Origin of the sequence: Immundisolibacter sp., assembly GCF_041601295.1 — a bacterium.
Taxonomy (GTDB): Bacteria; Pseudomonadota; Gammaproteobacteria; order Immundisolibacterales; family Immundisolibacteraceae; genus Immundisolibacter.
The window spans coordinates 1-24,937 of record NZ_JBFIII010000039.1 but is presented as its reverse complement, the minus strand read 5'-3'; the positions used below and the strand labels follow the sequence as shown (position 1 = coordinate 24,937).

At 66.4% G+C, this 24,937-nt stretch carries 30 protein-coding genes; 13 read left to right on the top strand and 17 right to left on the bottom strand.

Annotated elements, in window-relative coordinates; all coding sequences use genetic code 11:
* Positions 1-41: 41 nt before the first annotated feature.
* From ABZF37_RS07020 to cysG, 6 genes are all read right to left on the bottom strand, one after another.
* The gene (locus ABZF37_RS07020) at positions 42-893 is read right to left on the bottom strand and encodes an alpha/beta fold hydrolase (RefSeq protein ID WP_372718246.1); all 852 of its coding nucleotides are present in this window, start codon (positions 891-893) and stop codon (positions 42-44) included.
* An 82-nt stretch (positions 894-975) separates the two neighbouring features.
* Positions 976-1,563 (bottom strand): DUF445 domain-containing protein, encoded by a 588-nt coding sequence (locus ABZF37_RS07015; RefSeq protein WP_372718244.1) that lies wholly within the window; start codon positions 1,561-1,563, stop codon positions 976-978.
* A complete protein-coding gene (locus tag ABZF37_RS07010; protein ID WP_372718241.1) occupies positions 1,560-2,783 on the bottom strand; it encodes a diguanylate cyclase domain-containing protein in 1,224 nt (407 codons plus the stop codon). The genes ABZF37_RS07015 and ABZF37_RS07010 overlap by 4 nt, the downstream gene beginning before the upstream one ends.
* 10 nt (positions 2,784-2,793) lie before the next feature.
* Positions 2,794-3,081, bottom strand: coding sequence for an Lrp/AsnC family transcriptional regulator (locus tag ABZF37_RS07005; protein WP_372718239.1), 288 nt, complete (start codon positions 3,079-3,081; stop codon positions 2,794-2,796).
* 1 nt (position 3,082) lies between these two features.
* Entirely contained in the window at positions 3,083-4,501 is a 1,419-nt protein-coding gene (locus ABZF37_RS07000) for an MFS transporter (RefSeq protein WP_372718237.1), read from the bottom strand.
* On the bottom strand, positions 4,498-5,889 hold the full coding sequence (gene cysG, locus ABZF37_RS06995) for a siroheme synthase CysG (RefSeq protein WP_372718234.1): 1,392 nt from the start codon (positions 5,887-5,889) through the stop codon (positions 4,498-4,500). Before cysG ends, ABZF37_RS07000 begins: the two co-directional genes overlap by 4 nt.
* 118 nt (positions 5,890-6,007) lie before the next feature.
* Here cysG and ABZF37_RS06990 point away from each other — a divergent pair, with 118 nt between their 5' ends.
* Positions 6,008-6,805 (top strand): SDR family oxidoreductase, encoded by a 798-nt coding sequence (locus ABZF37_RS06990; RefSeq protein ID WP_372718232.1) that lies wholly within the window; start codon positions 6,008-6,010, stop codon positions 6,803-6,805.
* Between the two features lies 1 nt (position 6,806).
* Here the strand turns inward: ABZF37_RS06990 and ABZF37_RS06985 are convergent, their stop codons facing one another.
* Positions 6,807-7,286 (bottom strand): hypothetical protein, encoded by a 480-nt coding sequence (locus tag ABZF37_RS06985; RefSeq protein ID WP_372718230.1) that lies wholly within the window; start codon positions 7,284-7,286, stop codon positions 6,807-6,809.
* Positions 7,283-7,852 (bottom strand): class I SAM-dependent methyltransferase, encoded by a 570-nt coding sequence (locus tag ABZF37_RS06980; RefSeq protein ID WP_372718228.1) that lies wholly within the window; start codon positions 7,850-7,852, stop codon positions 7,283-7,285. The genes ABZF37_RS06985 and ABZF37_RS06980 overlap by 4 nt, the downstream gene beginning before the upstream one ends.
* A 70-nt stretch (positions 7,853-7,922) precedes the next feature.
* Here ABZF37_RS06980 and ffh point away from each other — a divergent pair, with 70 nt between their 5' ends.
* From ffh to ABZF37_RS06940, 8 genes are all read left to right on the top strand, one after another.
* Positions 7,923-9,290 (top strand): signal recognition particle protein, encoded by a 1,368-nt coding sequence (ffh, locus tag ABZF37_RS06975; protein ID WP_372718226.1) that lies wholly within the window; start codon positions 7,923-7,925, stop codon positions 9,288-9,290.
* Positions 9,291-9,377: 87 nt separating this feature from the next.
* A complete protein-coding gene (gene rpsP, locus ABZF37_RS06970) occupies positions 9,378-9,635 on the top strand; it encodes a 30S ribosomal protein S16 (protein WP_372718224.1) in 258 nt (85 codons plus the stop codon).
* Complete coding sequence (rimM, locus tag ABZF37_RS06965; RefSeq protein ID WP_372718250.1) at positions 9,535-10,158, top strand: ribosome maturation factor RimM; 624 nt, start codon at positions 9,535-9,537, stop codon at positions 10,156-10,158. The genes rpsP and rimM overlap by 101 nt, the downstream gene beginning before the upstream one ends.
* A 6-nt stretch (positions 10,159-10,164) precedes the next feature.
* Positions 10,165-10,938: a tRNA (guanosine(37)-N1)-methyltransferase TrmD gene (trmD, locus tag ABZF37_RS06960; RefSeq protein ID WP_372718222.1), complete on the top strand. Its 774-nt coding sequence runs from the start codon at positions 10,165-10,167 to the stop codon at positions 10,936-10,938.
* A gap of 5 nt (positions 10,939-10,943) precedes the next feature.
* Positions 10,944-11,309: a 50S ribosomal protein L19 gene (gene rplS, locus ABZF37_RS06955; protein WP_372718220.1), complete on the top strand. Its 366-nt coding sequence runs from the start codon at positions 10,944-10,946 to the stop codon at positions 11,307-11,309.
* Positions 11,310-11,361: 52 nt separating this feature from the next.
* Entirely contained in the window at positions 11,362-11,820 is a 459-nt protein-coding gene (locus ABZF37_RS06950; protein ID WP_372718218.1) for a methylated-DNA--[protein]-cysteine S-methyltransferase, read from the top strand.
* Positions 11,795-12,718 carry a site-specific tyrosine recombinase XerD gene (gene xerD / locus ABZF37_RS06945; RefSeq protein ID WP_372718216.1) on the top strand — a complete coding sequence of 308 codons (924 nt, stop codon included), beginning with the start codon at positions 11,795-11,797 and terminating at the stop codon, positions 12,716-12,718. Before ABZF37_RS06950 ends, xerD begins: the two co-directional genes overlap by 26 nt.
* Positions 12,719-12,758: 40 nt before the next feature.
* Positions 12,759-13,502, top strand: coding sequence for a DsbC family protein (locus tag ABZF37_RS06940; RefSeq protein ID WP_372718214.1), 744 nt, complete (start codon positions 12,759-12,761; stop codon positions 13,500-13,502).
* On the opposite strand, the gene ABZF37_RS06935 is transcribed toward ABZF37_RS06940, so the two are convergent.
* Genes ABZF37_RS06935 through ABZF37_RS06915 form a run of 5 tightly spaced genes read right to left on the bottom strand, consistent with a single transcriptional unit; the run spans position 13,499 to position 17,558 of the window.
* On the bottom strand, positions 13,499-13,771 hold the full coding sequence (locus ABZF37_RS06935; protein WP_372718212.1) for a hypothetical protein: 273 nt from the start codon (positions 13,769-13,771) through the stop codon (positions 13,499-13,501). The two genes, ABZF37_RS06940 and ABZF37_RS06935, sit on opposite strands and share 4 nt — an antisense overlap.
* Positions 13,768-14,619, bottom strand: coding sequence for an ABC transporter permease (locus ABZF37_RS06930; protein WP_372718210.1), 852 nt, complete (start codon positions 14,617-14,619; stop codon positions 13,768-13,770). Before ABZF37_RS06930 ends, ABZF37_RS06935 begins: the two co-directional genes overlap by 4 nt.
* Positions 14,616-15,533 (bottom strand): ABC transporter permease, encoded by a 918-nt coding sequence (locus ABZF37_RS06925; RefSeq protein ID WP_372718208.1) that lies wholly within the window; start codon positions 15,531-15,533, stop codon positions 14,616-14,618. The genes ABZF37_RS06930 and ABZF37_RS06925 overlap by 4 nt, the downstream gene beginning before the upstream one ends.
* Complete coding sequence (locus ABZF37_RS06920) at positions 15,530-16,012, bottom strand: L,D-transpeptidase family protein (RefSeq protein WP_372718206.1); 483 nt, start codon at positions 16,010-16,012, stop codon at positions 15,530-15,532. The genes ABZF37_RS06925 and ABZF37_RS06920 overlap by 4 nt, the downstream gene beginning before the upstream one ends.
* The gene (locus tag ABZF37_RS06915; protein WP_372718204.1) at positions 15,993-17,558 is read right to left on the bottom strand and encodes an ABC transporter substrate-binding protein; all 1,566 of its coding nucleotides are present in this window, start codon (positions 17,556-17,558) and stop codon (positions 15,993-15,995) included. The genes ABZF37_RS06920 and ABZF37_RS06915 overlap by 20 nt, the downstream gene beginning before the upstream one ends.
* 9 nt (positions 17,559-17,567) lie before the next feature.
* Here ABZF37_RS06915 and ABZF37_RS06910 point away from each other — a divergent pair, with 9 nt between their 5' ends.
* Both ABZF37_RS06910 and ABZF37_RS06905 read left to right on the top strand, forming a co-directional pair.
* Entirely contained in the window at positions 17,568-17,927 is a 360-nt protein-coding gene (locus ABZF37_RS06910; protein WP_372718202.1) for a ferredoxin, read from the top strand.
* A gap of 8 nt (positions 17,928-17,935) precedes the next feature.
* A complete protein-coding gene (locus ABZF37_RS06905) occupies positions 17,936-18,610 on the top strand; it encodes an MBL fold metallo-hydrolase (RefSeq protein WP_372718200.1) in 675 nt (224 codons plus the stop codon).
* A 45-nt stretch (positions 18,611-18,655) separates the two neighbouring features.
* Here ABZF37_RS06905 and ABZF37_RS06900 read toward each other — a convergent pair whose 3' ends face one another.
* From ABZF37_RS06900 to xseA, 4 genes are all read right to left on the bottom strand, one after another.
* Positions 18,656-19,003, bottom strand: coding sequence for a Rieske (2Fe-2S) protein (locus tag ABZF37_RS06900; protein WP_372718198.1), 348 nt, complete (start codon positions 19,001-19,003; stop codon positions 18,656-18,658).
* Between the two features lie 172 nt (positions 19,004-19,175).
* Positions 19,176-19,955 (bottom strand): SDR family NAD(P)-dependent oxidoreductase, encoded by a 780-nt coding sequence (locus tag ABZF37_RS06895; protein ID WP_372718196.1) that lies wholly within the window; start codon positions 19,953-19,955, stop codon positions 19,176-19,178.
* Positions 19,956-19,989: 34 nt separating this feature from the next.
* On the bottom strand, positions 19,990-20,790 hold the full coding sequence (locus ABZF37_RS06890; protein WP_372718248.1) for a peptidoglycan DD-metalloendopeptidase family protein: 801 nt from the start codon (positions 20,788-20,790) through the stop codon (positions 19,990-19,992).
* A 100-nt stretch (positions 20,791-20,890) separates the two neighbouring features.
* Positions 20,891-22,273 carry an exodeoxyribonuclease VII large subunit gene (gene xseA / locus ABZF37_RS06885; RefSeq protein WP_372718194.1) on the bottom strand — a complete coding sequence of 461 codons (1,383 nt, stop codon included), beginning with the start codon at positions 22,271-22,273 and terminating at the stop codon, positions 20,891-20,893.
* A 130-nt stretch (positions 22,274-22,403) separates the two neighbouring features.
* On the opposite strand from xseA, the gene guaB reads away from it, so the two are divergent.
* Positions 22,404-23,867, top strand: coding sequence for an IMP dehydrogenase (gene guaB, locus ABZF37_RS06880; protein WP_372718192.1), 1,464 nt, complete (start codon positions 22,404-22,406; stop codon positions 23,865-23,867).
* A gap of 94 nt (positions 23,868-23,961) precedes the next feature.
* A partial coding sequence (guaA, locus tag ABZF37_RS06875; RefSeq protein ID WP_372718189.1) for a glutamine-hydrolyzing GMP synthase occupies positions 23,962-24,937 on the top strand: 976 nt, incomplete at its 3' end.

Below are 24,937 nucleotides of genomic sequence, written 5' to 3'. Positions count from 1 at the left end.
TGGCGCCGGCTTTTTTTGTATGCCCGGCAGCGGCCGCGCGCCTAACCGAAGCGACCATCCAGGAAATCGAGCACCAATTGGTTGAAAGCCTGCCGCTGTTCGATCTGAATCCAGTGCCCGCAATGGTGAAACATATGCAGCTGGGCATTGGGCATGCGCTCGGCCACGTACTGACTGGTGCTGGTCGGAATGAAGAAATCCTCCCGCCCGTGCGTCAGCAAGGTCGGGTGAGGCATGGCCCGCAGCTCATGCTCCGGGACCACAAAGGCGTCGACGTGCACCTGGGCGTCACCTGAGAACATGCGCTCAAACTGGCTGCGAATGCGCTCTTGCATCACCAGACCAAAGCGCTGCTTGGCAATGGCGTCGACATCGGCACCCAGTACCCCGGGGTTATGCAGGAACTTGCTCACCAGGTAGGCAAGTTCCTCCTCGGTACCGATACGGTAATAACCCCAACCGCGCTGCAAACCCGGCGTCGCGGTAAACGGCGCGCCCACCGCACCCATCAGCACGACCCGCTCGAAGCGTTGCGGGTGGCGCCGCAGCAGCTGCAAGCTCACCCCTCCGCCCATGGAATTGCCCACCAGATGCGCCTTGGCGATGCCAAGCCCATCCATGAGGGCAATGATCTGCGCCGTCCACTCCTGTATCCAGGCCGCCGCTCCGATGGGCGGCTGATGGTGCTGACTTTCACCAAAACCGGCAATATCCGGCGCAATCGCCCGGTAGCGCTCACCCAGAAACGGTAGCGCATACACCCAGTTGGATATAGCGTTCGCGCCTGGCCCGGAGCCGTGAAGCAGGATCACCGGGTTGGCGTCGGCGGCGCCACAGTGGTGGTAAAACGTCTCGAAACCGCCTGTCGGCAAACGGCTGTTCAGGACTTCCATCGCGTATTTCCTCGGGTGTCGGAGCAGCAGACCGGTGCAATGGTAACGCTACGCCGCAGCGCCCCGATCAGTTGATCGTGCTTCAGACGGCCGGCAGCACCTGCATCAACAGTACCTGCACCGCGCCGATCAGACCGCCCAGAAACACGCCAAACCACGTAATGGCGCGAAACTGCTTGCGCGAGAAGCCCAGCACCAGGGCCTCCAGTTCGGCCAGGTCAAGCGTGTCGATGCGCATGCGAATCCGCTCGCGAATATGGTCACCATCCGGCCCGGCGGCACGCGCCAGGGTATCGATTTCGCGCAGCAACACATCGCCAGCCATGCCTTTTGCCATCGTCAGCATCGCCGGATTGGCGCCCAGCACACCCCCTAACTGGTCAACCATCGCAACCACCTTTTCCTTCAGCGCGGCGCGCAGTTGCTCAGTCAGAAAAAGATCGACAACCTGATCACCATCAAGCACATGAGCGGTAAACGTATCGGCGATAGCGAGCGCGATATGGTGACGCTCACGCGGAATAAGCCCGGGGGTCAGAGGTAGCTGCACGCCGGCGATCCGCCACGGCGTATAGGGTCGAAACAGCATCCGGATGGCGACATCGTTAGTCACGCCACCGATCACCGCGCCGACCAAAGGCGGCAGCACCCAGCCAGCCCATGCCATCATCCCAGTGCTTCCCGCAGCCGACGGGCGGCCGGCGATGCTTCCTCGTCTGTCGGTCCTGACATGACACGATTCCTTCCAGCGTGTTTGGCTTCATAGAGCGCCGCGTCGGCCGCTTTTATCAGATCGTCCGACAGGCAACCAGCGTCCGGACGCAAGCTCGCCACCCCCACACTGATCGTCACTACGGGGTGAATCGCTTCGGGCGCGTGCGCCATCTTCATGCGCTCGACCGTCAGGCGCACCATTTCGGCGACTGCTGTCGCTCCGCTCATATTCGTCAACGGCAGCAGCACCGCGAATTCCTCGCCGCCGATGCGTGCCACCAGATCGCCAGGACGGTGCACGACCTGGCGTACCGCTGCGGCCAGGCGCCGCAGGCAGGCATCCCCCTCGGGATGACCAAAATGGTCGTTGTAGCGCTTGAACTCGTCCACGTCGAAGATCAGCAAGGCTACCTCGCCATTAAGACGCAGTGCGCGCTGCCATTCCCCACCCAGGGTTTCGTCGAAGTAACGCCGGTTGGCCAGCCCGGTGAGCTGGTCAAACCGGGCCAAACGGGCAAATTCCATCTGCATCTGCAGGCCATCTATATAGGTACGCCGCAGGTCCAGCCCCGCCAATCCGCTCGCACAGGCCAAAAGCAACAAAGCGCCCGCTGCGGCCGGCAGGGGCGCGGGACCGAGCAGCGCGAGTGCGAGCGGCGCGACCAGGGCGGCTGACAAGAGCCACAGAAATGCTCTTTCCAGGCGTGCGAGCGCGGGAAACTCCACCAGGATCGCGGCACCGAGCACCACCCAGGCGAGAACTTGTTGTACCTGCGGTGCGCGCGCAACCAAAAGCACGCTGCCGATACCCCAGACCAGACCGGTCACCAGCGCCGCGTTGGTGTAATACCCACGCCAGCGCACCAGCAACTCATCGCCGACGCGCTGCCGCTTGAAACGCACCACCAACAACAGGCGACCACCGGCAATCAACAGATGTGCGAGCACCCAGGCAGCCGCGGCAGTCGCGGATAGCCTCGGCGAAAGTAACCCCGCCAAACCACAGGCGCACAGCAAACTGAGCAGGGCCGGCGACATGCCGCGGCGAAACAGGTCCACCACCTCACGTCGCAAGTAACCGGCTCGACTTGCATCACCTTCCGGGGGACCGGCCGAATCCACCACCAGACTGTCCGCCAGCGCCTTGTGGGTCAGTATCTTGGCCGTTGGCGTCATGAACTGTTCATCACTGCGACCCGGTGAGCCCAACCTCAAACAGGCTGTCGAGGTCGTGACGGGAATAAGCACGAAACGCGAGCAAGGTCTCGGTACGAACGATGCCCGGGAGGACCGCCAGTTTCTCGGTCACCAGGTGCGCCAGATCGTCCGCCTCCACGACCCGGGCGATCGCCACCAGATCCAGCCGGCCACTGACCGAATACACCTCGGATATCCCAGGCAGGTCGGCCAGCGCCTGCGCCAGCCCGGTCACCTGACCACGTTCGGCTTCAACGAATATGAACGCGGTAATCATCTCAGGAGGCTCCAGCGGACCCGGCCACGGCAGGCGGCACCGTCAGTGCCCGGCGTATCGCCGGTAGCAGCGCAAAGGCCGGGAAGCACAGGAAGAACGTGAGCAAGAAATAACCTCGATATCCCATGGCTTCGACCCCAAACCCGCTGGCAAAACCGGCAAGCGCGCGACTGAGCGCGAACAGCGACGACAGCAACGCATACTCGCTGGCCGCCTGACGCGCATCCACCATCGCCATCAGGAAAGCCAGAAACGCCGCCGTGCCCAGCCCCCCCGTGAACGATTCCAGCATGCTAGCTCCGTACAAAACCGGCGGCGACACGACCCCAGTCTGCGCCAGATGGGCCACATACACGTAGCCCAGATTGGATACTGCTTGCAATAGGCCAAGCGACCATAAAGCTGTAAAAACACCCAGGCGGTGGGTCAGCAAGCCACCGAGCACACCTCCTGCCACGGACAATACCAGCCCGGCGTTGACCGAAATGAGACCAATTTCACTTGCGCTGAAACCGGCATCGACCCAAAACGGTTTGACCATGAAACCCATGGCCGCGTCACCGAGCTTGAAAGTGAGCGCAAATGCCAGAATCGCCAGCATATGAGGGCGCGCCAACATCGACGCGAACGGAGCCACTGCGTCAGACGCCACCCGAGGCGCTGCCTGTATCGCGGCCAGCAGCAGCAGACCGCCCGCCGGCAACAGCAAGGCCAGATCACCGCGCGCGCCCCACCACTGCATCTGACGCCCGGCCAACCACAACAGGGCCAGTAGCAACGCCAGCGCGGCATAGGCAACCCGGGGTTCCCGCATCAGCGCCCAGGCATCCCGCAGGCGTGGCGCCGGGCCCACGCGCGGCGCCTCGGCGGGGGCTGCCCGACACATGACAGACACGGCCACGAGCACCGCCGAGGTCGCGAGCCAGGTGCCTGCCCAGCCGACCCGGTCGCTGAGCATCAACAAGGCGCCCGCCGCCAGCATGCCCACCCGGTACAGCGCGATACGCACGCCGTTGGCCAGGCCCAACTCGGCGCGCGGTATGCGCTCCACGGTGTAGGCATCAATGGCGATGTCGTTGGTCGCCGACAACAGGGCGAATACACCGACAATCAGCCACAACGCCGGCTGCGTCGGATCCAGCCCGGCCAATGCAGCAACGCTCAAGGCCATCAGCAGATTGGCCGCCTGCATCCAGCGGCGGTGACCGCGCCAGGCATCGACGGCAGGCGCCCATAGCACCTTGAAGGTCCAGGCCAGGCTCAGCAGCCCGAGCACCCCGATCTGGCGCAGATCCACCCCGTGCTGGCGAAAGTACACCGGCAGCATGTCAAGAAAAATGCCAAACGGCAGGCCCTGGGCGAAGTACAGCAGCCCAACCCAGAACAGCCGCGAGCGCAGCAGAGGGTTAGATCCGATCACGCGGACGCGTCCGGCGCCTGGGGAGCAAACCAGGCCAGCGCTTCGTGTAGTCCGACGACGCCGCCGACTATGATCAGCGCCGGCCCATCCAGGTCCTGCGCACGGTGCGCCAGATCGGCAAGAGTGGCGATGACCACACGCTGACGCAAGGTCGTGCCCTGGGCAATCGCCGCTGCCGGTGTCGTGGCGTCCCTGCCATGAGCAATAAGCGCATCGCAGATCGCCGTCAGGGCACCCAGGCCCATATACACCACCAGCGTGCCGCCGAGTGCCACCAACTGCGGCCAGGGCAGGTCCACGCTACCGTCCTTCAAATGGCCGGTGACAAACACGCACAACTGCGCGTGGTCACGGTGCGTCAGTGGAATGCCGGCGTACGCGGCGCAACCGCTGGCGGCGGTCACCCCGGGCACGACCTGGAATGGAATCCCCTGCGCGGCCAGGGTGGCTATCTCCTCGCCACCACGCCCGAACATGAACGGATCGCCGCCCTTCAGACGCAACACCCGCTTGCCCTCGCGCGCCAGGCGTACCAGCAGGGCGTTGATATCTTCCTGAGGCAGGGTGTGCTGACTGGCCCGCTTGCCGGCATCGATGCGCTGCGCCTCGCGCCGCACCAGGTCCAGAATTTCCGGCGCCACCAGGCGATCGTAAATCACCACATCCGCCTGCTGCAGCAGTCGCAGCGCGCGAAACGTCAGCAGGTCGGGATCACCCGGCCCGGCGCCGACCAGATAGACTTCGCCCACACCAGCGCTGGGGCCCACGCGCTCCAGCAAGCGCTGGAGCAGTTGCTGCGCGCGCTCCTGCTGACCGGACAACGCCAGCTCGGCCACCGGTCCCTGTAGGGTATCTTCCCAGAAGCGGCGGCGGGCAATCGGATCGCTGATGCGCTCGCGCACCCGCCCGCGCACCCCGCCCACCAACTCGGCAAGGCGGCCATAAGCCGTCGGGATCAACGTCTCCAGCCGCGCGCGCAACAAGCGGGTGAGTACCGGTGCGCGACCACTGGAGCTGACCGCGGCAATCACCGGCGAACGATCCACCACCGCCGGCATAATGAAACTGCACAGTGTCGGCGTGTCCACCACGTTCACCGGCAATCCGCGCACCTTGGCCAGCGCCGCCACCTGGGCATTGACCGCCGCATCGTCCGTGGCGGCGATCACCAGGGTCATCCCGTCGAGGTCCGAGTCCATAAACGGCCGCTGGCGTAGCTCAACCTCACCGGCCAGTGCCTGCAGCTCGTCAACCAGCGTTGGTGCCACCACAACTGCGCTGGCCCCGGCGCGGCGCAGCAAGGCCAGCTTGCGCGCCGCCACCGACCCGCCCCCCACTACCAGGCAAGGGCGAGCACGCACGTCCAGAAATATGGGCAGATAGTCCATGGCTCACCGCGCGCCGTCGGCGTTGCACAAACCTCGGCAGTGCGGGCGCAAAAGTTGCCTCAAAACGGTCGTGTATAGTGCCGGACCGCTCACCAACACGCGCTGGAGGACCCGCGACATGAATCTCGAACTGGCCGAGAAAGTGGTCGTGATCACAGGTGCTAGCAAAGGTATAGGCCTCGCAACCGCCCTCGGCTTCGCCAGCGAGGGCGCCCACTTGTTGTTGGCAGCGCGTGACGAAGATAGTCTCATGGCCGCCGCCGCGGCAGCCAGTGCCGCCGGTGCGCCGCAAGCGGCAACCGCCGTGTGCGACGTTACCGTCGACAGCGACGTCGCGCGGCTGATGGGCATCGCACGCGAACGTTACGGGCGCATCGACGTGCTGGTCAACAACGCCGCCGGCAAACTGCCGGCCGGTGAGTTCAGCGATATAACTGACCAGGACTGGCTGGCCGGCTGGAACCAGAAACTGCAATGCCACATCCGCGCCTGCCGGGCCGCTTACCCCATCATGCGGGCGCAGAAAAGCGGCGTCATCGTCAACGTGCTGGGCACTGCCGCGCGCAACCCCAAACCATCCTATATGTCGGTCGGCATCAGTAACGCCGCACTGTATAACTTCACCAAGAGCTTTGCCGACCTGTGTGCCCCGCAGGGCATCCGCGTGCTGGGCGTGGCGCCGTCCGGCGTGACGACCGACCGCTGGACGCGCTTGATCAACTCACGCGCACCCGCAGAAGGCAAAACGCCCGAACAGCTCCAGGCCGAGATCGATGCCGCGCTGCCGCTCGGCCGCATGGCCCGCCCCGAAGACGTGGCCGACGCCATCTGCTTTGCGGCATCAGCGCGCGCGTCCTATATCTGCGGCAGCATCATCACGGTGGACGGTGGCAGCACCCAGGGTGTCTATTTGTAGTTCAGCGACCAGGTTCGACGAACGCCAACAACCCGCGCGACGCCAGCCAGGCACGGGCATCCTCGGCATCCTGCTCGAACCAGGCCCGCGCCGACCCGAGTCGAAAGCTGTAGCCCCAGGCGTCCATGTCCTGCCACATGCGCTGCCGGCCAAGGCCAGGCACACGATCCGCCAGCAGAACCTGCAAGTAACAGACCGCGCATTCTTCAATGTCATCGCTGCCGGCATCGGTATGCAGGCCGGTCCGCCGAACCGCGTCCAGGCACAGCCAGTGGCTGGCCTCGTGCAGCGCCGAATGCAGCGGCGTATCCGGCCGCAGGTACAACACGCCACCGATCAAACCGGCTTCCTCGTCCCGCCAGTAGCTACCGGGTATCACCACGCCCGCCGGCAGCGGTTCAAGCGCCAGGCCATACTCACCCAGCACAGCGCGCAGGTCCGCAGCGTCGACATCCGCCAGACGCAGCACAGCTGCTTTCATGACGGCTTTCGCGAAACATACAGGGCGACGTGATCGGCGATCGGCTGGGTCGCGGACTCGATCAGGCCGGCGTTCGCCGAGAGTGCAAGCACCTGCTGCGTGCTGAGGCGCGCCGCCAGCGGCGGCCCAGGCGGTGGCGGCACCGGCAGAAACTCAACCACCGCCATCAGTCCGCCCGGCCGCAACACGCGGGCAACCTCGATCACAAGTCGCGCCGCGACACCGCTCGCCCGCAGATGGTGCAGAACCAGCGACAGCAGGACGCCGCCCACGGCGCCATCCGCAACCGGTAACGGAGCGCCCAGATCAGCCTCCAGCGCCAATAGTGGGAGTCCTTGCCCATGCTGGCCCAGCCAACCCAGGCCGGCTCGCCAGCGGTCGATCGCCAGCACCGGCGTGCCGCCACTGGCCAGCGCCAGACTCCAGTTCCCCACCCCACAGCCCAGGTCGAGCACCTGACCGGGACCGCCCAGCGCAGCCAGCACCGGCGTCCTGTCGACGAAACTGAAACTGCTGTGCTTGCCGGAGGCCGTAGGCGCCACGGCAGCATCATCGGACGGCTGCATTTAGAATGTCGGTTGCTTGCGTAGTACGGCGCGCATGTTAAACGCCGTTCCTTCCTGACATCCGACGCCCATGTTCGACAGCCTTTCCGCCCGTCTGGAAACCGCCGTGCGCCGCCTGCGCGGCCAGGCCTACCTGAACGACGACAACATCGCGGACGCCCTGCGCGAAGTACGCATGGCCCTACTCGAAGCGGACGTGGCGCTGCCGGTAGTACGCAGCTTCGTCGAGCAGGTACGCGAGGAGGCCATCGGCCGGGACGTGGCCAAGAGCCTCAACCCAGGCCAGCTATTGGTCAAGCTGGTCCACGAGCGCCTGGTCCGCCTCATGGGCAGCGAGAACGCGGCGCTCAACCTCGGTGGGCCAGCGCCGGTGGTCATCCTTATGGCCGGCTTGCAGGGCTCGGGCAAAACCACCACCAGCGCCAAACTGACGCGCCGGATCCTGGAACAGAGCAAGAAGTCCGTCATGCTGGTCAGCGCCGACGTCTACCGGCCAGCCGCCATCGAACAGCTGCGCATCCTTGCCGGGCAGGTCGGTGCCCAGTTCTTCCCGAGCGACGCCAGCCAAAAACCGGTCGACATCGCCACCCGCGCGCTGGCCGAGGCGCGGCGCCGGGCCATCGACGTGGTGATCGTCGACACCGCCGGGCGGCTGCACATCGACGCCGACATGATGGCGGAGATCACAGCCATACATGCGGCCATACGGCCGCTTGAGACGCTGTTCGTGGTCGACGCCATGACCGGCCAGGACGCCGCCAATACCGCCAAGGCATTTCACGACGCGTTGCCACTGACCGGCGTCATCCTGACCAAGGCCGACGGCGACGCGCGCGGCGGGGCCGCCCTGTCCATCCGCGAGATTACCGGCGCGCCAATCAAGTTCCTGGGTATCGGCGAGAAGGTCGACGCGCTCGAGCCTTTTCACCCGGAACGTATTGCCTCCAGCATCCTGGGCATGGGCGATGTACTGACCCTGGTCGAGCAGGTCCAGCGCAACGTCGACCAACAGCAGGCCGCGCAGCTCGAAGACAAGCTGCGCCGCGGCAAGGGCTTTGACTTCAACGATTTTCGCGATCAGCTGAAAATGGTGCAGAGCATGGGTGGCGTGGGCAGCCTGCTCGACAAGCTGCCCGGCATGGGCGGCGTCAGCGCCCAGGCGCGCGAACAGATGGCAGACGGTAAGCAGTTGGTGCGCACCGAGGCCATCATCTGCTCCATGACCGCCAGGGAGCGGCGCTTTCCGAATCTGATCAACGGCTCGCGCAAGCGGCGCATCGCCGCCGGCTCCGGCGTCCAGATACAGGACGTCAACCGCCTGTTGAAGCAATTCGAACAAAGCCAGAAGGTGATGAAAAAACTCACCCGCCCCGGAGGAATGAAAAAAATGATGCGCGGCATGGGCTCCATGCGCGGACAGTTTCCCGGTCGTGGTTGAGTTTAAGCCGTCGCGGCAATAAAATTCCCCGTTTGCCGCGACCGGCCCTGTCGGCGAGGCGCTCAATGCAGCAGCAGGAACCCACCCATGGTTACCATTCGCCTTGCCCGTGGCGGGGCCAAGAAACGGCCGTTCTACCGCGTGGTCGTGACTGACAGTCGCAACCCGCGTGATGGCCGCTTCATCGAACAGATTGGGTTCTTCAATCCGATCGCCACCGCCAACGAAGTACCGACCAAACTCGATCTGGAACGGGTGGACTACTGGCTCGGCGTCGGCGCCAAGACCAGCGACCGAGTGGCGGCGCTACTCAAGCAGTGCCGCAAGGCCGCCGCTGCCGTCTGAAACGGGCGCGCCCAGCGGCGCGCCACAGCAGCCGGTAGTCATCGGGCGCATCGGCGCCCCGCATGGCCTGCGAGGTTGGTCGCAGGTATGGTCCTACACCGACCCACCGCAGGGTCTGCTGGGGTATACCAGCCTGGTCGGCACGCGGGGCGGCAAGACGCGCAGTTTCAGCATCGTCGAAGGTCGCATGCAGGGTGAGCGTGCAATGCTGCGTTTTGCTGGCGTCGATGACCGAGACGCCGCCGCCGCGCTCACCGGTTACGACTTGTCGGTGGAACGCGCGGCACTGGCCCCGACGCCGCCAGGCTCTTACTACTGGCACGATCTGCTGGGCCTTGCGGTGATCACGGTGGACGGAATTGCGCTGGGGCGGGTGCAACAGTTGATACAGACCGGCGTACACGACGTGCTGGTGGTGCAGGGCGAACGCGAGCGACTGATCCCGTTCGCGCTGCCGCAAGTGGTTAAGAAAGTGGACATTGATTCCGGTTATATCGAGGTCGACTGGGACGCGGAGTATTGAACACCGATGCGCATCGACGTCGTGACCCTGTTTCCGGAGTTGGTCGGCGCGGTGGCGCAACATGGCGTTGTCGGGCGGGCTATCAGCAGTGGCATTGCCAGCCTGCAACTGTGGCAGTTGCGCGACTTTGCGAGCGACCGGCACCGCACGGTGGACGATGCCCCCTACGGGGGTGGCCCGGGAATGGTCCTGAAGGCCGAACCGATGCTGGCGGCGATTGCCGCGGCACGCGCCGCCTCGGACCAGCCGGTGCGCGTGGCCTATGTCACTCCGCAGGGCCGACGTTTTGACCATGCCGCGGCGCAGGTATTGGCCAAACGGCCACGCCTGCTGGTGTTATGTGGCCGCTACGAGGGAGTGGACGAGCGGGCGCTTGAGCTCGCGGTAGACGAGGAATGGTCCTGCGGCGATTATGTGCTCAGCGGCGGCGAGCTGCCGGCCATGGTTATGATCGATGCCATCGTGCGCCTGTTGCCGGGGGCGCTTGGTGATGCCGAGTCGGCAGTGCAGGATTCGTTCGTGCATGGCCTGCTGGATCACCCGCACTACACCCGGCCCCAGACGCTGGGCGGGCAGGCGGTGCCGCCGGTATTGATCGGCGGTGACCATGAGCGGGTACGCAAGTGGCGCCTGCAGCAGGCCCTGGCGCGTACCTGGCGGCGACGGCCAGACCTGCTGGACAGGCTGAATTTGACGGACGAGCAGCAGCGGTTGCTCGATGAGTACAGGACCCAGGCGGACGCCGACGGACGGTGCCCGGCCTTGGACAACCAGGAGTAAAGAGCATGAACATCATTGACCAGCTCAACGCCGAGCAGATGACCCGCGTGGTGCCGGAGTTTCGGCCCGGCGATACCGTGGTCGTGCAGGTAAAGGTAGTGGAAGGCAACCGCGAACGGCTTCAGGCCTACGAGGGTGTCGTCATAGCCCGCCGTAACCGCGGGCTGCATTCTTCCTTTACGGTGCGCAAGATGTCGCATGGCGAGGGCGTGGAGCGCGTGTTCCAGACCCACAGCCCGCAGATACAGGACATCGAAGTCAAACGCCGGGGCCGCGTGCGCAGCGCCAAGCTGTACTACCTGCGCGAGCTCAAGGGCAAGGCCGCGCGTATCCGCGAGCGGATCGTCGCGCGCCCAACCAGCGGCGGCTAAAACCGGCCTGGCGATGCGCCGGGCGCAGTCCGCGGCCGAGTTTGACGTCATCATGCCAAGTCCGCTTGGCATGATTGGCCTGAGCCGTCATCACGACGGCATCGGCAAAGTCGCGTTTCTGAGCGCTGATACCCCGCCCTGCAAAACCCGTGATTCGCTGCTAGGCGAAGCCGTGCGGCGTATCGACGGCTACTTTTACGGCGCCGGCGCGGATTTTTCCGATCTCCCCCTCGCCCCGCAGGGCACGGCGTTTCAGCATAGGGTATGGACGGCGCTACGGGCCATTGCGCCTGGCCAAACCCGCCGCTACGGCGAGCTTGCCGCCGACCTGGCAACCGGCGCCCGCGCCGTCGGCGGTGCCTGCCGCGCAAATCCCTGGGTACTGCTGGTGCCCTGCCACCGGATCATCGCCGCCAACGGCGATGGCGGTTTCATGGGCGCTGCCGCCGGCGCCTGGCCACGCCTTAAACAGTATCTGTTGGCGCATGAACAGCGTTGCTTCGCCAGCTGACCCCATTCCCGGCGACGACGCCCTGATTGAACGCTTTCTTGAAGGCCTGTGGCTGGAGCGCGGCGCAAGCCGGCTCACACTGTCGGCCTACCGCGGCGACCTGCGCCCTTTTGCCGTGCATCTTGCCGCGCGCGGGATAGCGCTGACCGCGGCCACCCGCAGCGAAGTCCTCGGTTTTATCAGTGCCCCGGCCCAGGCCCGGCTGGCTCCACGCTCGCTCAGTCGCCGGTTGTCCGCCCTTCGCGGCTTTTACCACTACCTGGTGCGAGAAGGTCTTGCCGCGGAAGACCCGACCGGGCGCATCCAGTCACCTCGCCTGGGCCGCCCACTGCCCAAGACCCTGACCGAAGCCGAGGTCGAGCGGCTGTTACTGGCGCCCGTCGGCGACACGCCCGAGGCACAGCGCGACGCCGCCATGCTGGAACTGATTTACGCCACCGGGCTGCGCGTGAGCGAGCTGGTTGGCCTGCGCGTGGCGCAGGTCGACCTCAACCGCGGCGTACTGGTCGTGCTGGGCAAAGGCGCCCGCGAACGCATGGTGCCGATGGGCGAGAGCTCGCTCACGCGCCTTGACGAGTATCTGAGCGGTGCCCGTGGAGCCTTGTTAAAGGGCCAGGTCAGCGATGCGCTGTTCGTCACCCGTCGTGGCGGCGCGCTGACCCGCCAGGCCTTCTGGCATCTGCTGCGCCGCTACGCACGCCAGGTTGGCTTCGAGACCATGCCCTCTCCCCACACGCTGCGTCACGCTTTCGCCACTCATTTGCTGAACCACGGCGCTGACCTGCGGGCGGTGCAGATGCTGCTCGGTCACGCCGACCTGTCGACCACACAGATTTACACCCACGTCGCGCGCGAGCGGCTCAAGGCGCTGCACGCCCAACATCACCCGCGTGGTTGAGCGCATACAATCGGCACCAAGCCATCATCACGGATACCCCATGAAACGCCTGACCCACGTTGCGCTAGCCACACTGGCGCTGCTGATCTGTCCCGCGAGCCATGCCGACACGCCACAGGTACTGCTGGACGTGATCGCCAAGGTGTCGCCCGAGGCGCCGCCCACGGCCGTCCAGCCAGCCGCTGTCGCCGGCCTGTACGAAGTCATTTTTGGCTCGACCGTGTACTACTTCAGCGCCGATGGCCGCTACATGCTGGGCGGACCACTCATCGAAGTGGCGAGCAGACGCAACCTGACCGAGGCGGCGGCTCAGGCGGTCGAGCGGAACACCTTGGTACCGCAACGTCTCGCCTTTCTGAAGCAACTGAAAGATAAGGATGCGATCGTGTTCTCACCGGCCAAGCCGGCGCACCGCGTCACGGTGTTCACCGACACGGACTGCGGATGGTGTCGCGAACTGCACCGCCATATCGATCAGTACCAGGCCGCTGGCATCGCCGTGCGCTACGTGGCATTTCCACGTGCCGGCGAGGATTCCGAGTCGTTCAGAAAAGCCCAGAACGTATGGTGCGCTGCCGATCGAAAGGCCGCCATAACCGAGGCCAAAGCCGGTAAGGCAGTGCCTGAAAAAGTCTGTGAAAACCCGGTTCTCGAACAATACCAGGCCGGTCAGAAGCTTGGCGTGTCAGGTACGCCGGCCATCCTCCTGGACGACGGTCGTCTGCTGGGCGGCTACGTCGCACCGAACGAGCTCAAACGCCTGCTGGACGCGCCTGGGGATTAAGAGTCCACCTGCTGGCGCCGCTTGCGGCGGCGCTGCCCAGCCCGCCACACACCGAACAGGCTGATGGCCAACCAGAACACCTCGATGACCACCGACGACAGATTGAAGTTGACGATCAGCGATACCAACAGCAGTAAGGCGCCCAGGGCGTTGCAGGCGGAGTAGGCAAAACCCTGTCCATCAATGCGCTCCAGCTGCAACGCCAGGTAGCTCAACAGCACCAGCAGCACGCCAAGATTGCCCACGGCGTCGGCCCAGGTGTAGGTCAAGGGGTTACCCGGGGCATAGACAAACCCGCGTGTCGCGGATCCAGGTGCTGGCGAAGCTGCTCGCCAAGGGCGCTGATGGCGTAGACCACCGCCATCAAAGCGGCGCCTGGCAGCAGCAGGTAGTGCGGCGCTACCAGCAAATATCGGCTGCCCTCGCGGATCAGGCCGCCCCAGGATGCCTGCGGCGGCTGTACGCCCAGACCCAGGAACGACAGCCCCGCCTCGGCGGTAATGGCTCCGGCACTGGCCAAAATCGCCTCCACCAGCAACGGCGCGGCGAGCAACGGCAAAAGGTGGCGCCAGACGATGCGGGCGTGGCCACAGCCCAGCGCCCGGGCCGCCGCCACGTGGTCGCTGCGCTTGAGCGAAAGCACCTGTGCGCGCGTCAGCCGCGCAAAGCCAACCCAGCCGACCGCCACCAGCGCCAGCACCACGTTCTCGATTCCCGGACCGAGCAAGCTCGCGAGCAGTAGCGCCAACAGTAGTCCCGGAAACGCCAGCACCACGTCGGTCAGCTGTCGCAGGCAGCGGTCGGGCCAGCCGCCCAGATACCCGCCGATCAACCCGGCCGTAATGCCCAGCAGCGCCTGGCCCGCCACCACTTGCAGGACCACCGCCAGCGATACGCGCGCGCCGATCAGCAACCGGTCGAGCAGGGAGCGACCCAGTTCGTCATAGCCCAGCCACCCCCCCGCTGTCAGGGCTGGTGTATGGAGGATGCGATCCAGGTGCAGCGTATCGGGCGCCAGCCCCAACGCTGGCGACAGCAGCGACAGCGTCAGCCAGGCGCCAAGCACCAGTAGTGCGCCCGGCGGCGCCCGGCCGGCTCCCGAGAACCTGGAGTTCACGGCAGACGTACCCGCGGGTCTATCCAGCCGTAGGCAAGTTCGGTCAGGCCATTGACCAGCACGTACACGGTGGCAATAAGCAATACGCAGCCCTGCAGCAGCGGATAGTCGCGCGTGGAAATCGCCTCTACCGTGAGCGCGCCCAGCCCCGGCCAGGCGAACACCGTTTCGGTAATCACCGCGCCACCGAGCAGTGCGCCGACCTGCAAACCGAACACCGTTGCTACCGGCAACAGCGCGTTGCGCACGCCATGGCGCCACAGCACCTGGGCCGGCGGCAGACCCTTGGCACGGGCCGTGCGCCAGTGATCGGCGGTCAGGGTCTCGCTAAGATTGGCGGCAAGCTGGCGCGCCAGCACGCTGGCCAGTCCCAGCGCGAGTGTCAGCGCCGGCAGCAGCAAAGACGCCAGCCCCGACCGGCCCGCCACCGGCAACCAGCCGAGCTGCACCGCAAACAACAGAATCAGCAGCGGCCCGAACCAGAACCCCGGCAGCGCCATGCCAGCCAACGTCAGGGCTCCTGCCAGCCGCCCGGCAACACGACCGGCGCGCACCGCCATTGCCACCCCCAGGGGCAGGGCCAGCACCAGGGCCAAGGCCAGCGCCGCGCCGGCGAGCTGCAGCGTCGCCGGCAGGCGGGCGGCAATCAGCGTACTGACCGGCTGGTGATAATGCAGGGAATCGCCCAGCGATAGCCGCGCAAGACCGGCCAGGTAATCGCCTAACTGCACCGGCAACGGCCGGTCCAGGCCCAGTGCTGCTATCAGTGCGGCACGGTCCGCAGCGCTCGCGCGCTCGCCCAGCATCACCTCCACCGGGTCGCCCGGCACCAGCCGCACCAGCAGGAATACAGTCACCACGACCGCCAGCGCCGTGCCCAAGGTGCCGGCGAACTGACGCAGCAGACGGTTCATTCCGCCAGCAGCTCCACCGGTGTGCCCACCGGCGTGCAATCGAACAGCCGCAGCAGATCGGCATTGCCCATGCGCACACAGCCTTTGGAACCGGGCACGCCCAGCGCCGTGTCGTGCGGCGTGCCGTGGATGTAGATATAGCGACGCATGGTATCGACCTGCCCCAGGCGATTGCGGCCTGGCTCGCAGCCGGACAGCCACAGGATGCGCGTCAGGATCCAGTCCCGCCCCGGATGAAGGGCGGCAAGTTCCGGACTGTATATCTCGCCGGTCGGCCGGCGGCCGACGAATACCGCGCCGCTGGGCGCACCGGCGCCGATCCGCGCGCGCACCACATGTCGTCCACGGGGCGTCTGCAGACTGCCGTTGACCTCACCTGCCCCGGCCGCCGCGGTAGATACTGGCGCTGCCAGCAGCAACACGCCGTGCTCTCGCAATTCGAGCCATTGGCGGGCCAGGTCAATCCGAATCTCGGGCATGCGGTGGCTCGGTGAACTCCAGGGCATCGTAGGCGCCGTCCGGGCGCAGCATATAACCACGCACACCGGCGCGGGCCACGTACACATTATCCTCATACCACAGCGGCACGTAGGGCAGCGCCTCGTGGACCGTTATCTGCGCCTGCCGGTACAGGGCGGCCTGGCGCTCGCCGCTCGTCCTGGCGGCGGCATCAAGCAGCGCGTCCACCGCAGGGTTTGCAAAACGGCCGCGATTGGCGCCGCCCGGTGGCAGCGACCCGCTGTGGAAGATGTGTCGCAACGCATCTGGCTGGCGGATGCCCACCCAGGCCAGCGAGTACAACTGGAAGCGACCGGCCCGCACGTCGCCGAAAAAACTGCCCCATTCGTGGCTTTGTACCTGTACCCGGATACCGGCTGCGGCGAGCTGCGCCTGCAATGCAGTGGCGATGCGTATGCGCACCGGGTCGGTCGAGGTCTTGTAAACCAGCCGTGGCGAGTTCAGCCCGGCCTCGGCCAACAGCCGGCGCGCCAGCGCCGGGTCGTATTCATAGGGCAGCAGCCTGGCAGCGGCGTAATGACCCGGCGGCAGCACGCTGCCAGCCGGCACCGCAGCACCGGCCAGCAGGTAACGCACAAGTGCCTCGCGGTCGATGGCATGCGCGACCGCCTGACGCACGCGCAGGTCGCCGGTCACAGGATCGGCCAGGTTGAATCCCAGATAGTGGTAGCTGCTGCCCGCCGCGCGCACCACCTGCACCCCCGGGCGGCGACCGAGCTCGCGCAGCAGCTCCGGCGGCAGATCATTCTGCAGCAGGTCCAACTCGCCACGCAGCAGTTTGAGTACCCGCACGGTCGGGTCCGGCACCACCTGGAACTCCAGCCCCAGGTCGTCGCTTCGCCTGCGCAGTCTTACCCGGTCGGCGGTCAGCGTTTCGAGCGCAAACGGCCCACTGCCGTCGTAGTGACAAGGTGGCGTGGCGGACACTGAACCGGCGCAGCGCGCCGGCAGGATGCCCAGCGTCAGGCGCCCGGGAAACAGCGCGTCCGGTTGACTCAGCGTGAAATCGATCTGGCCATCGGCGGTGGCATGCACGCTTGCGAGCGGTCCCAATTCGGCGCGCAGCGGCGAAGCAGCCGCAGGATCGAGCACGGCCCGATAGGTCGCCACCACATCGGCGGCCACCAGCCGCGAACCGTCACCGAAGCGCGGCACGGGCTGGCGCAGCGTCAACCGGTAATGCAGGGTATCGAGCTGCTGCCAGTCGGCCGCGGCCGGCCGCGGCTGGTAAGTCGCATCGAGGTCGATCAGACGCGAATACAGCAGCCGCGCCACGCGGGCGGACGCCGCATCACCGCCGCGCCGGGGGTCCAGGTCCAGCACCGGCTGAGCCAGGCCCATGCGCAGTACCGGCGTGGCCGGATACTGAGCCTGTCCACAGCCGGCCAACCACAGCAAGCCGGCGAGCATACCCACGCCGCGTTGACGTCCGAGCCGGCCGACCGCCATCATGCCGCCCGCACCGCTGTTCGCACCGTGCGGCGCGAACAGCCTATCGCCAGCCAAAGGATCACCATGAGCACGATTCGCGAAACCGCCGAGTCTCTGGGCGTCGACCGCATCCGCCGCCACATCTTTCTGTGCGCCGACCCAAGCGAACCGAAGTGCTGTGACAAGGCGGCCGGCATCGAATCGTGGAATTTCCTGAAAAAACGCCTGAACGAGCTCAAGCTTACCGGCGACGGCGGCGTTTACCGCACCAAAGCCGGCTGCCTGCGCATCTGCGAGGGTGGGCCAGTGGCGGTGGTCTACCCGGATGGCACCTGGTACCACTCCTGCACCCCGCCGGTACTGGAACGCATCATCCAGGAACACCTGATCGGGGGGCAGGTGGTGCAGGACCACCTGATCATTGAGCGCAAACTGGAAGACTGACACGCGGCATGACCAATCCCAGTCCCGAGACACTGCGGTTCGAGATCATCCCGGTCACGCCACTGCAACAGAACTGCACCCTGCTGGTGTGCCCGGCGAGCAACACCGCGGCGCTGGTCGATCCGGGCGGCGATGTGGACGACATCGTCGCTGCCGTCGACCGCCATGGCGCGCGGTTGGAAAAGATTTTTCTCACCCACGGCCACCTTGACCACGTCGGGGGCACGGTTGAACTGCGCGACCGCTACGGCGTACCGGTGGAAGGGCCGCACCCGGACGACGCGTTCTGGATCGAGGGCCTGCCGATGCAGGCGCAGATGTTCGGCTTCCCGCCACTGCCGGCCTTCACCCCCGACCGCTGGCTGGCGGACGGCGACACCGTGCGCTTCGGGCAGATTGAACTGGCCGTACGTCACTGCCCGGGTCACACACCGGGGCATGTGATTTTCTTCGATGCCGACAGCCGCCTGGCGATGGTCGGCGATGTGCTGTTCGCCGGCTCCATCGGCCGCACCGACCTGCCGCGCGGCAACCATGCCGACCTGCTGCGCGCCATCCCCGCGCAGCTGTGGCCGCTGGGCAATGACGTGCGCTTCATCCCCGGCCACGGCCCAATGTCGACCTTCGGCGCCGAGCGACGCAACAACCCCTACGTGGCCGATTCGGTGCTGGCGCGCGGCTAGGCGGCGTCCCAACCGGGGACGCCGTCAGTCGTCACGGCGTGACGGTCACACGTCCACCAGTACATCGCCGTTTTCCACCTTGGTGGCGTACGTCTTGATGGGCTTCTTGGGCCGGAACAGATTCAGCAACTGCACGCCCGGCGGGAAGCAGGCCCACTTCACGGCCTCGCCGGTCTTGATGTCGAACTCGGCCCGGTGCAAGGGACACTGGACGCGTTGACCGTCAAGAATCTTGCCGCGCGCCAGCGGCCCGAACACATGTGAGCAGCTCGCAGCAGTTGCGCGAAAGCCGTCGGTAAGGTTGTACACAACAACCGCTTCGCCATTGACCTTGAAACGGGCCATGCCGCCGGCCGGCACGTCATTCTCTGAACAAGCGCGTACATAAGCCATAACACTCTCCCCTGGCTGAAGACGGCCAATGCCGCCGTGGTAATGCTAATCCAGGTCCGAACACGTCCCTGCGAACTTCTCGGATCCCCGAACCCCGAAAAAACCAAGCTTTGCAACTCTTCAACCGAGCGCCCACAAGGCGTTCGCGTACCAGCACATCCCTGCGCCGCGGTCAGCCAGCTAGCAAACCGCCATCCACACTGTATACCGAGCCGGTCACATAGCGCGCGCTGTCGGAGGCCAGGAACAGTGCCACGTCGGCTATTTCCTCTGGCTGGGCGAAGCGACCCATCGGCACGCGCGTGGTCAGGCGCTCGTGCAACTGCGGGTTGTCCTGCAGGCCCTGCGTCATGTCGGTGGCCACCCAGCCGGGCGCCACCGCGTTGACCCGAATTCCGTCTGCCGCCCAGTCCACCGCCAGACTGCGGGTCAGGCCCAGCATGCCGGCTTTGCTGGCGGCATAGACCGACAGGCGCGGGGAACCCACAAAGCCGGCGACAGAAGCGATGAACACAATCGCTCCCGGGCGGCGCTGCCTCAGACACCGAGCGCCGAAGGCACGCGCGGCCAGAAACGGCCCGCGCAGGTTCACCGCCATGATCTGGTCGAAGTCGGCATCGCTGATGTTCTCCGGCCGCGCATAAACGTGACTCAGGCCGGCGTTGTAGATCAGGGCGTCGAGTTCACCGGCCACCTCCAGCAGCGCATCCAGACGCGCGGTGGCGTCGCTTGCGGCCAAATCCAGGCCATGGCCGGTCGCCCGCGCGCCGTGCTGTGTCGCGATGGCTGCCGCAGTATCCGCCGCCGCCTGGGCACTGCGCGCCGTCAGATGAACCACCGCGCCCTGCTGCGCTGCGCGCGTCGCGATGGCCAGGCCAATGCCCCGACTGGCGCCGATGATCAGCAGCCGCTTGTCGGTGATGTCGCCAATACCCGGCGCGGTGCCACTCATGCCCTGCCCTCGTGTGTTGCTGCCCGCCCCTGGGTCAGCGCGCCACCTGTGCTTCCGTTGCCAGAAACAGCCGCGGATCAATGCGCGCGTCGTTCAGGCTCAACGCCCAGTGCAGGTGCGGCCCGGTGGCGCGACCGGTGCTGCCCACCTTGCCGATAGCATCGCCGGCGGCCAGTGTTTGCCCTTCGCGTACGACGGTCTCGCTCAAATGGCAATACAGCGTGACCAGGCCCTGGCCGTGATCGACGAATACCGTGTTGCCGGTAAAAAAATAATCGCCCACGCGCAGCACCCGCCCAGGCGCCGGGGCAACCACCGGAGCCCCGGCCGGGGCGGCTATGTCGATGCCAGAATGCGGACTGCGTGGCTGGCCATTGATGACCCGGCGCAGGCCGAAATTACTGCTCAGCGGTCCCTGCGCCGGCATCGCAAAACCGAGCAGCGGTGCCTCTGGCAGCAAAACAGCGGAGCGATGCCGAAACGCCGCCAGAATCTGCACCTGCTCGCGCTGGATGCGTTTCATGCTGGTCGCCGAGGGAGTCACCTGGTTCTGGTCGGTGATAGTGATCCGCTGCACCGGATAGTCGTGCGCCAGCACAGTAAAACCAATGTTCTGCGTGCGACCGTCGGCAAAACGCAGGCGCAGCGCCGACGGTCCCGGCGTCTGACCGAGCGGTATGCCGACCAAGGCCAACCAGCCGTCGCCGGATGGCACCGTCAGCACTGGCTTGCCGGCGAAACTGGCCTGACCTGCCGCGTCGAAACCGGCCGGAAGGGCCAGCACGGCCACACCGCCGGGCACCGGGGCATGGCGGGGCAAAGCCATTGCCAGCATCGGCGCCGCCAGCAAGCACAACCCGGCCAGCAGACTGATCCCTCGCCGAGCTGCGCGCACCGGCCGGCTCCACCCAACCTGAACCTGCGTCCCCGCCATCTCAGTCCCCGTGTCCGGTTGGATCGATTGTTTCGATGCGCGCATCCGCGGCGCCCGTGCCGAGGCGCAAACGCACCCGGTCACCCACCGCCAGCTGGGCCGCGGACTGTACCACTGCGATATCCGGCGGCCGGGAGACGATGGCGTAGCCCCGCCCCAGGGTGGCCAGTGGACTCAGGACGTGCAAGCGGGCACCGGTCCCGGCCAGCGCCTCGCGACTGGCGCGCAGACGTTGCTGCTGCGCCCGCGCGAGCCGACGACCCGCGGCATCCAGGCGACTGGCGCCGTCCATGATTCGTCGCGTCGGCGAAGCGGCGCGCAGGCGCATTAACACGCGCTCCTGATGCGTGCGCCGCCGTTCCAGGCAGGCAAGCGTTGCCAGACTCAGCCGCCGCCGCAGACGGGCCAGATCGTCTGAGAGCCGGCTCAGGCGTTCGCCCGGATGTACCAGCCGCCGCGCCAGATAATCCACGCGCTGCTGTTGCCGCTCCAGCTGATGCTGCAAGGCGCGCAGCAAACGCCGCTGGTGCTGCGCCAGCGCGGTCAGCCACTCACCGCGGTCCGGCGCCACCAGTTCCGCGGCCGCGGTGGGGGTCGGCGCGCGCTGATCGGCCACCAGATCCGCCAGACTGAAGTCGACCTCGTGACCCACCCCAACCACTGTTGGCAGGGTGCAACGGGCCAGCGCCCGCACCACCTGTTCGTCGTTGAAGGCAGCCAGATCCTCCAGCGAGCCGCCGCCGCGTACCAGCAGCAGCGCATCACCCAGGGCGTTTTCGGAAGCAAGATCGATGGCGTTGGCAATGGCACTGATCGCGCCCTCGCCCTGCACCGGCACCGGCAGCAACAGCACCTCCAGAGCCGGCCAGCGACGCGCCAATGTGGTCAGTACATCATGCACCGCAGCGCCGCGCGGCGAGGTTACCAGCACCAGTTTCCCCGGCAGCGCCGGCAGCGGCCGCTTGCGGGCCACGTCAAACAGGCCCTCGGCGTCGAGCCGGGCCTTGAGTTCCTCCAGCGCCCGGCGCAGCGCACCGTCGCCCGCCGGCTCAAGGTGCTCCACCAGCAGCTGGAACTCGCCGCGGTCCTCGTAGAACGACACCCTTACCCTGAGCAGCACCTGGTCGCCGCTGCGTGGCCGCTCGCGCAGCAACTGCGCCCGCGAGCGAAACATCACGCAGCGCACCTGGGCACGGCTGTCTTTCAGCGTGAAATAAAGATGTCCGGAAGCGGCGGCGGTCAGATTGCCGATTTCACCCTCCAGCCACAGCAGGGCAAAGCCGGTATCCAGCAAGCTGCGCACTTCCAGTGCCAGGCGCGACACGCTGTAGACATCACGCGTCGGCACCGCGGCACTGTGGGCAGGAGATTCGGCAGCTGGCATGGGCGCTCACCGCAACAGGGCCGAGCATTATAGACACCCGGCCTGCGCCTCCAGGGGCAAGCCGCTCGGTCGCCGGCTGTCGCGGACTATAATGAGCGGCCATTCACGCAGCCGCCGCCGGTCGCCTTATATGCGCATCGCCTACGACGCCCTGACCTTCGACGACGTCCTGCTGATTCCGGCCTACTCCGACGTGTTGCCACGCGAAGTGGACCTCGGCACCCGCGTCACGCGTGGCATCACGCTGCGCATTCCGCTGCTGTCCGCCGCCATGGATACGGTTACCGAGTCCGGGCTGGGCATCTGCCTGGCCCTGCAGGGTGGCATGGGCATCATTCACAAGAACATGCCGATCGAGCGCCAGGCCGCGGAAGTCCTGCGCGTCAAAAAATTCGAGAGCGGCGTCATCAAGAATCCCATTGCCGCGCGGCCGGACATGAGTATTGGCGAGGTCATGGCGCTGACCCGGGCGCACCACATTTCCGGCGTTCCGGTGGTGGATGGCGAGGACCTGATGGGCATCGTCACCGCCCGTGACCTGCGTTTCGAGACCAACTTCGGGGCGCCGGTGTCGACCATCATGACGCCGCGCGAGCGCCTGGTGACGGTGCGCGAAGGCGCGCCGCGCGAGGACGTGATCGCCCTGCTGCACACCCACCGCATCGAAAAAGTGCTGGTGGTGGACGACGCCTTTCGCCTGCGCGGCCTCATCACCGTCAAGGACATCGAAAAACAGACCCAGTACCCCACCGCCGCCCGCGATGACCTGGGCCACCTGCTGATCGGCGCGGCCGTTGGCGTCGGCCCTGGCGGGCGCGAGCGGGCCGCGGCGCTGATCGAGGCCGGCGTCGACGTGCTGGTGGTGGATACCGCGCACGGTCATACCCGCGGGGTGCTCGACATGGTCACCTGGGTCAAGGCCGAGTATCCGGACACACAGGTGGTTGGCGGCAATGTCGCCACTGGCGAAGGCGCCCGCGCCCTGGTCGAGGCCGGCGCCGACGGCGTCAAGGTGGGTATCGGACCGGGGTCGATCTGCACCACGCGCATGGTGGCCGGCGTCGGCGTGCCGCAAATCACCGCCATCTACAACGCCGCCCAGGGTCTGCAAGGCACCGACGTGCCACTGATTGCCGACGGCGGCGTGCGTTATTCCGGCGACCTGGCCAAGGCACTGGCGGCCGGCGCCCACACCGTGATGCTGGGGAATATCTTTGCCGGCACCGAGGAAGCACCGGGCGAGGTTGAGCTGTATCAGGGCCGCTCGTACAAATCCTACCGGGGCATGGGTTCGCTCGGCGCCATGGGTGGCCAGTACGGCTCCAGCGACCGTTATTTCCAGGACAGCAGCGACGCCGAAAAACTGGTGCCCGAGGGCATCGAGGGTCGCGTGCCGTACAAGGGCAGCGCCGTGCCGATCATGCATCAGCTGTGTGGCGGCGTACGCGCCAGCATGGGTTACACCGGCTGCCGCAACCTGGAGGAATTCCGCAGCCTGACGCGTTTTGCGCGCATCACCGGCTCTGGCGTGGCGGAAAGCCACGTGCACGACGTGACGGTGACCAAGGAAGCGCCCAACTACCCCTCGTACTGAGATCACCGGGCGCCGTCCCTTCCCCCAATCGTCGGCGCGCCTCAAGATCGGCGCTGCTGCCCCACTCTGCCGTTTTTCATCTCGCCGCGCGCCCATGACCGACATCCACGCCGACCGCATCCTGATCCTCGATTTCGGCTCGCAGTACACGCAGCTGATCGCCCGGCGCGTGCGCGAGGATCAGGTCTACTGCGAAATCCACCCGTGGACCGTCAGCGACGCGTTCGTGCGCGCCTTCGCGCCGCGCGGCATCGTGCTGTCCGGCGGGCCGCAGTCGGTGGTCGAAGCCACCACTCCGCGCGTGCCGGCAGCGGTGTTCGACCTGGGCGTGCCGGTGCTCGGCATCTGCTACGGCATGCAGGCCATGGCGGCGCAGCTGGGCGGGCGCGTGGTTGGCGGGCAGCACCGCGAATTCGGCTATGCCGAAGTCACGGTGCGCGCCGAGAGTCCGCTGTTCGGCCCGCTTCGCGACCGTGAGGCCGGCGGCCACGCCCAACTGGAAGTGTGGATGAGCCACGGCGACCGGGTCGAGGCACTGCCGCCCGGCTTCATCGCCATCGGCGAGAGTGCCGGCGCCCCCCTGGCGGCCATGGCCGACGTCGAGCGCCGCCTCTACGGCCTGCAATTCCACCCGGAAGTGACACACACGCTGCAGGGGCGCGAAATCCTGCGCCGCTTCGTACTCGACATCTGCGCAGCGCGTGCGCTGTGGACACCGGGCCAGATCCTGGACCAGCTACTGGCTCGCGTCAGCACCCAGGTGGGCGACGGACGGGTGCTGCTGGGGCTGTCCGGGGGTGTGGACTCGTCCGTCCTGGCGGCGCTGCTGCACCGCTGCATCGGCGACCGGCTGACCTGCGTGTTCGTCGACAACGGTCTGCTGCGCCTGGACGAAGGCGACCAGCTGATGGCCACCTTCGCCGAACGGCTTGGCGTGCGCGTCATCCGCGTCAACGCGCAGCGGCGGTTCCTGGACGCGCTGGCCGGCGAGGCCGACCCGGAGGCCAAACGCAAGATCATCGGCCGGCTGTTCATCGAGGTGTTCGAGGAAGAATCGGCGCGTCTGGACG

What these genes read in the sequence shown, in the direction of transcription:
- ABZF37_RS07020 (WP_372718246.1), bottom strand. Translation starts at nt 893, where the DNA reads ATGGAAGTCCTGAACAGCCGTTTGCCGACAGGCGGTTTCGAGACGTTT.
- ABZF37_RS07015 (WP_372718244.1), bottom strand. Translation starts at nt 1,563, where the DNA reads ATGATGGCATGGGCTGGCTGGGTGCTGCCGCCTTTGGTCGGCGCGGTG.
- ABZF37_RS07010 (WP_372718241.1), bottom strand. Translation starts at nt 2,783, where the DNA reads ATGACGCCAACGGCCAAGATACTGACCCACAAGGCGCTGGCGGACAGT.
- ABZF37_RS07005 (WP_372718239.1), bottom strand. Translation starts at nt 3,081, where the DNA reads ATGATTACCGCGTTCATATTCGTTGAAGCCGAACGTGGTCAGGTGACC.
- cysG (WP_372718234.1), bottom strand. Translation starts at nt 5,889, where the DNA reads ATGGACTATCTGCCCATATTTCTGGACGTGCGTGCTCGCCCTTGCCTG.
- ABZF37_RS06990 (WP_372718232.1), top strand. Translation starts at nt 6,008, where the DNA reads ATGAATCTCGAACTGGCCGAGAAAGTGGTCGTGATCACAGGTGCTAGC.
- ABZF37_RS06985 (WP_372718230.1), bottom strand. Translation starts at nt 7,286, where the DNA reads ATGAAAGCAGCTGTGCTGCGTCTGGCGGATGTCGACGCTGCGGACCTG.
- ABZF37_RS06980 (WP_372718228.1), bottom strand. Translation starts at nt 7,852, where the DNA reads ATGCAGCCGTCCGATGATGCTGCCGTGGCGCCTACGGCCTCCGGCAAG.
- ffh (WP_372718226.1), top strand. Translation starts at nt 7,923, where the DNA reads ATGTTCGACAGCCTTTCCGCCCGTCTGGAAACCGCCGTGCGCCGCCTG.
- rpsP (WP_372718224.1), top strand. Translation starts at nt 9,378, where the DNA reads ATGGTTACCATTCGCCTTGCCCGTGGCGGGGCCAAGAAACGGCCGTTC.
- trmD (WP_372718222.1), top strand. Translation starts at nt 10,165, where the DNA reads ATGCGCATCGACGTCGTGACCCTGTTTCCGGAGTTGGTCGGCGCGGTG.
- rplS (WP_372718220.1), top strand. Translation starts at nt 10,944, where the DNA reads ATGAACATCATTGACCAGCTCAACGCCGAGCAGATGACCCGCGTGGTG.
- ABZF37_RS06950 (WP_372718218.1), top strand. Translation starts at nt 11,362, where the DNA reads ATGCCAAGTCCGCTTGGCATGATTGGCCTGAGCCGTCATCACGACGGC.
- xerD (WP_372718216.1), top strand. Translation starts at nt 11,795, where the DNA reads ATGAACAGCGTTGCTTCGCCAGCTGACCCCATTCCCGGCGACGACGCC.
- ABZF37_RS06940 (WP_372718214.1), top strand. Translation starts at nt 12,759, where the DNA reads ATGAAACGCCTGACCCACGTTGCGCTAGCCACACTGGCGCTGCTGATC.
- ABZF37_RS06925 (WP_372718208.1), bottom strand. Translation starts at nt 15,533, where the DNA reads ATGAACCGTCTGCTGCGTCAGTTCGCCGGCACCTTGGGCACGGCGCTG.
- ABZF37_RS06920 (WP_372718206.1), bottom strand. Translation starts at nt 16,012, where the DNA reads ATGCCCGAGATTCGGATTGACCTGGCCCGCCAATGGCTCGAATTGCGA.
- ABZF37_RS06910 (WP_372718202.1), top strand. Translation starts at nt 17,568, where the DNA reads ATGAGCACGATTCGCGAAACCGCCGAGTCTCTGGGCGTCGACCGCATC.
- ABZF37_RS06905 (WP_372718200.1), top strand. Translation starts at nt 17,936, where the DNA reads ATGACCAATCCCAGTCCCGAGACACTGCGGTTCGAGATCATCCCGGTC.
- ABZF37_RS06900 (WP_372718198.1), bottom strand. Translation starts at nt 19,003, where the DNA reads ATGGCTTATGTACGCGCTTGTTCAGAGAATGACGTGCCGGCCGGCGGC.
- ABZF37_RS06895 (WP_372718196.1), bottom strand. Translation starts at nt 19,955, where the DNA reads ATGAGTGGCACCGCGCCGGGTATTGGCGACATCACCGACAAGCGGCTG.
- ABZF37_RS06890 (WP_372718248.1), bottom strand. Translation starts at nt 20,790, where the DNA reads ATGCTGGCAATGGCTTTGCCCCGCCATGCCCCGGTGCCCGGCGGTGTG.
- xseA (WP_372718194.1), bottom strand. Translation starts at nt 22,273, where the DNA reads ATGCCAGCTGCCGAATCTCCTGCCCACAGTGCCGCGGTGCCGACGCGT.
- guaB (WP_372718192.1), top strand. Translation starts at nt 22,404, where the DNA reads ATGCGCATCGCCTACGACGCCCTGACCTTCGACGACGTCCTGCTGATT.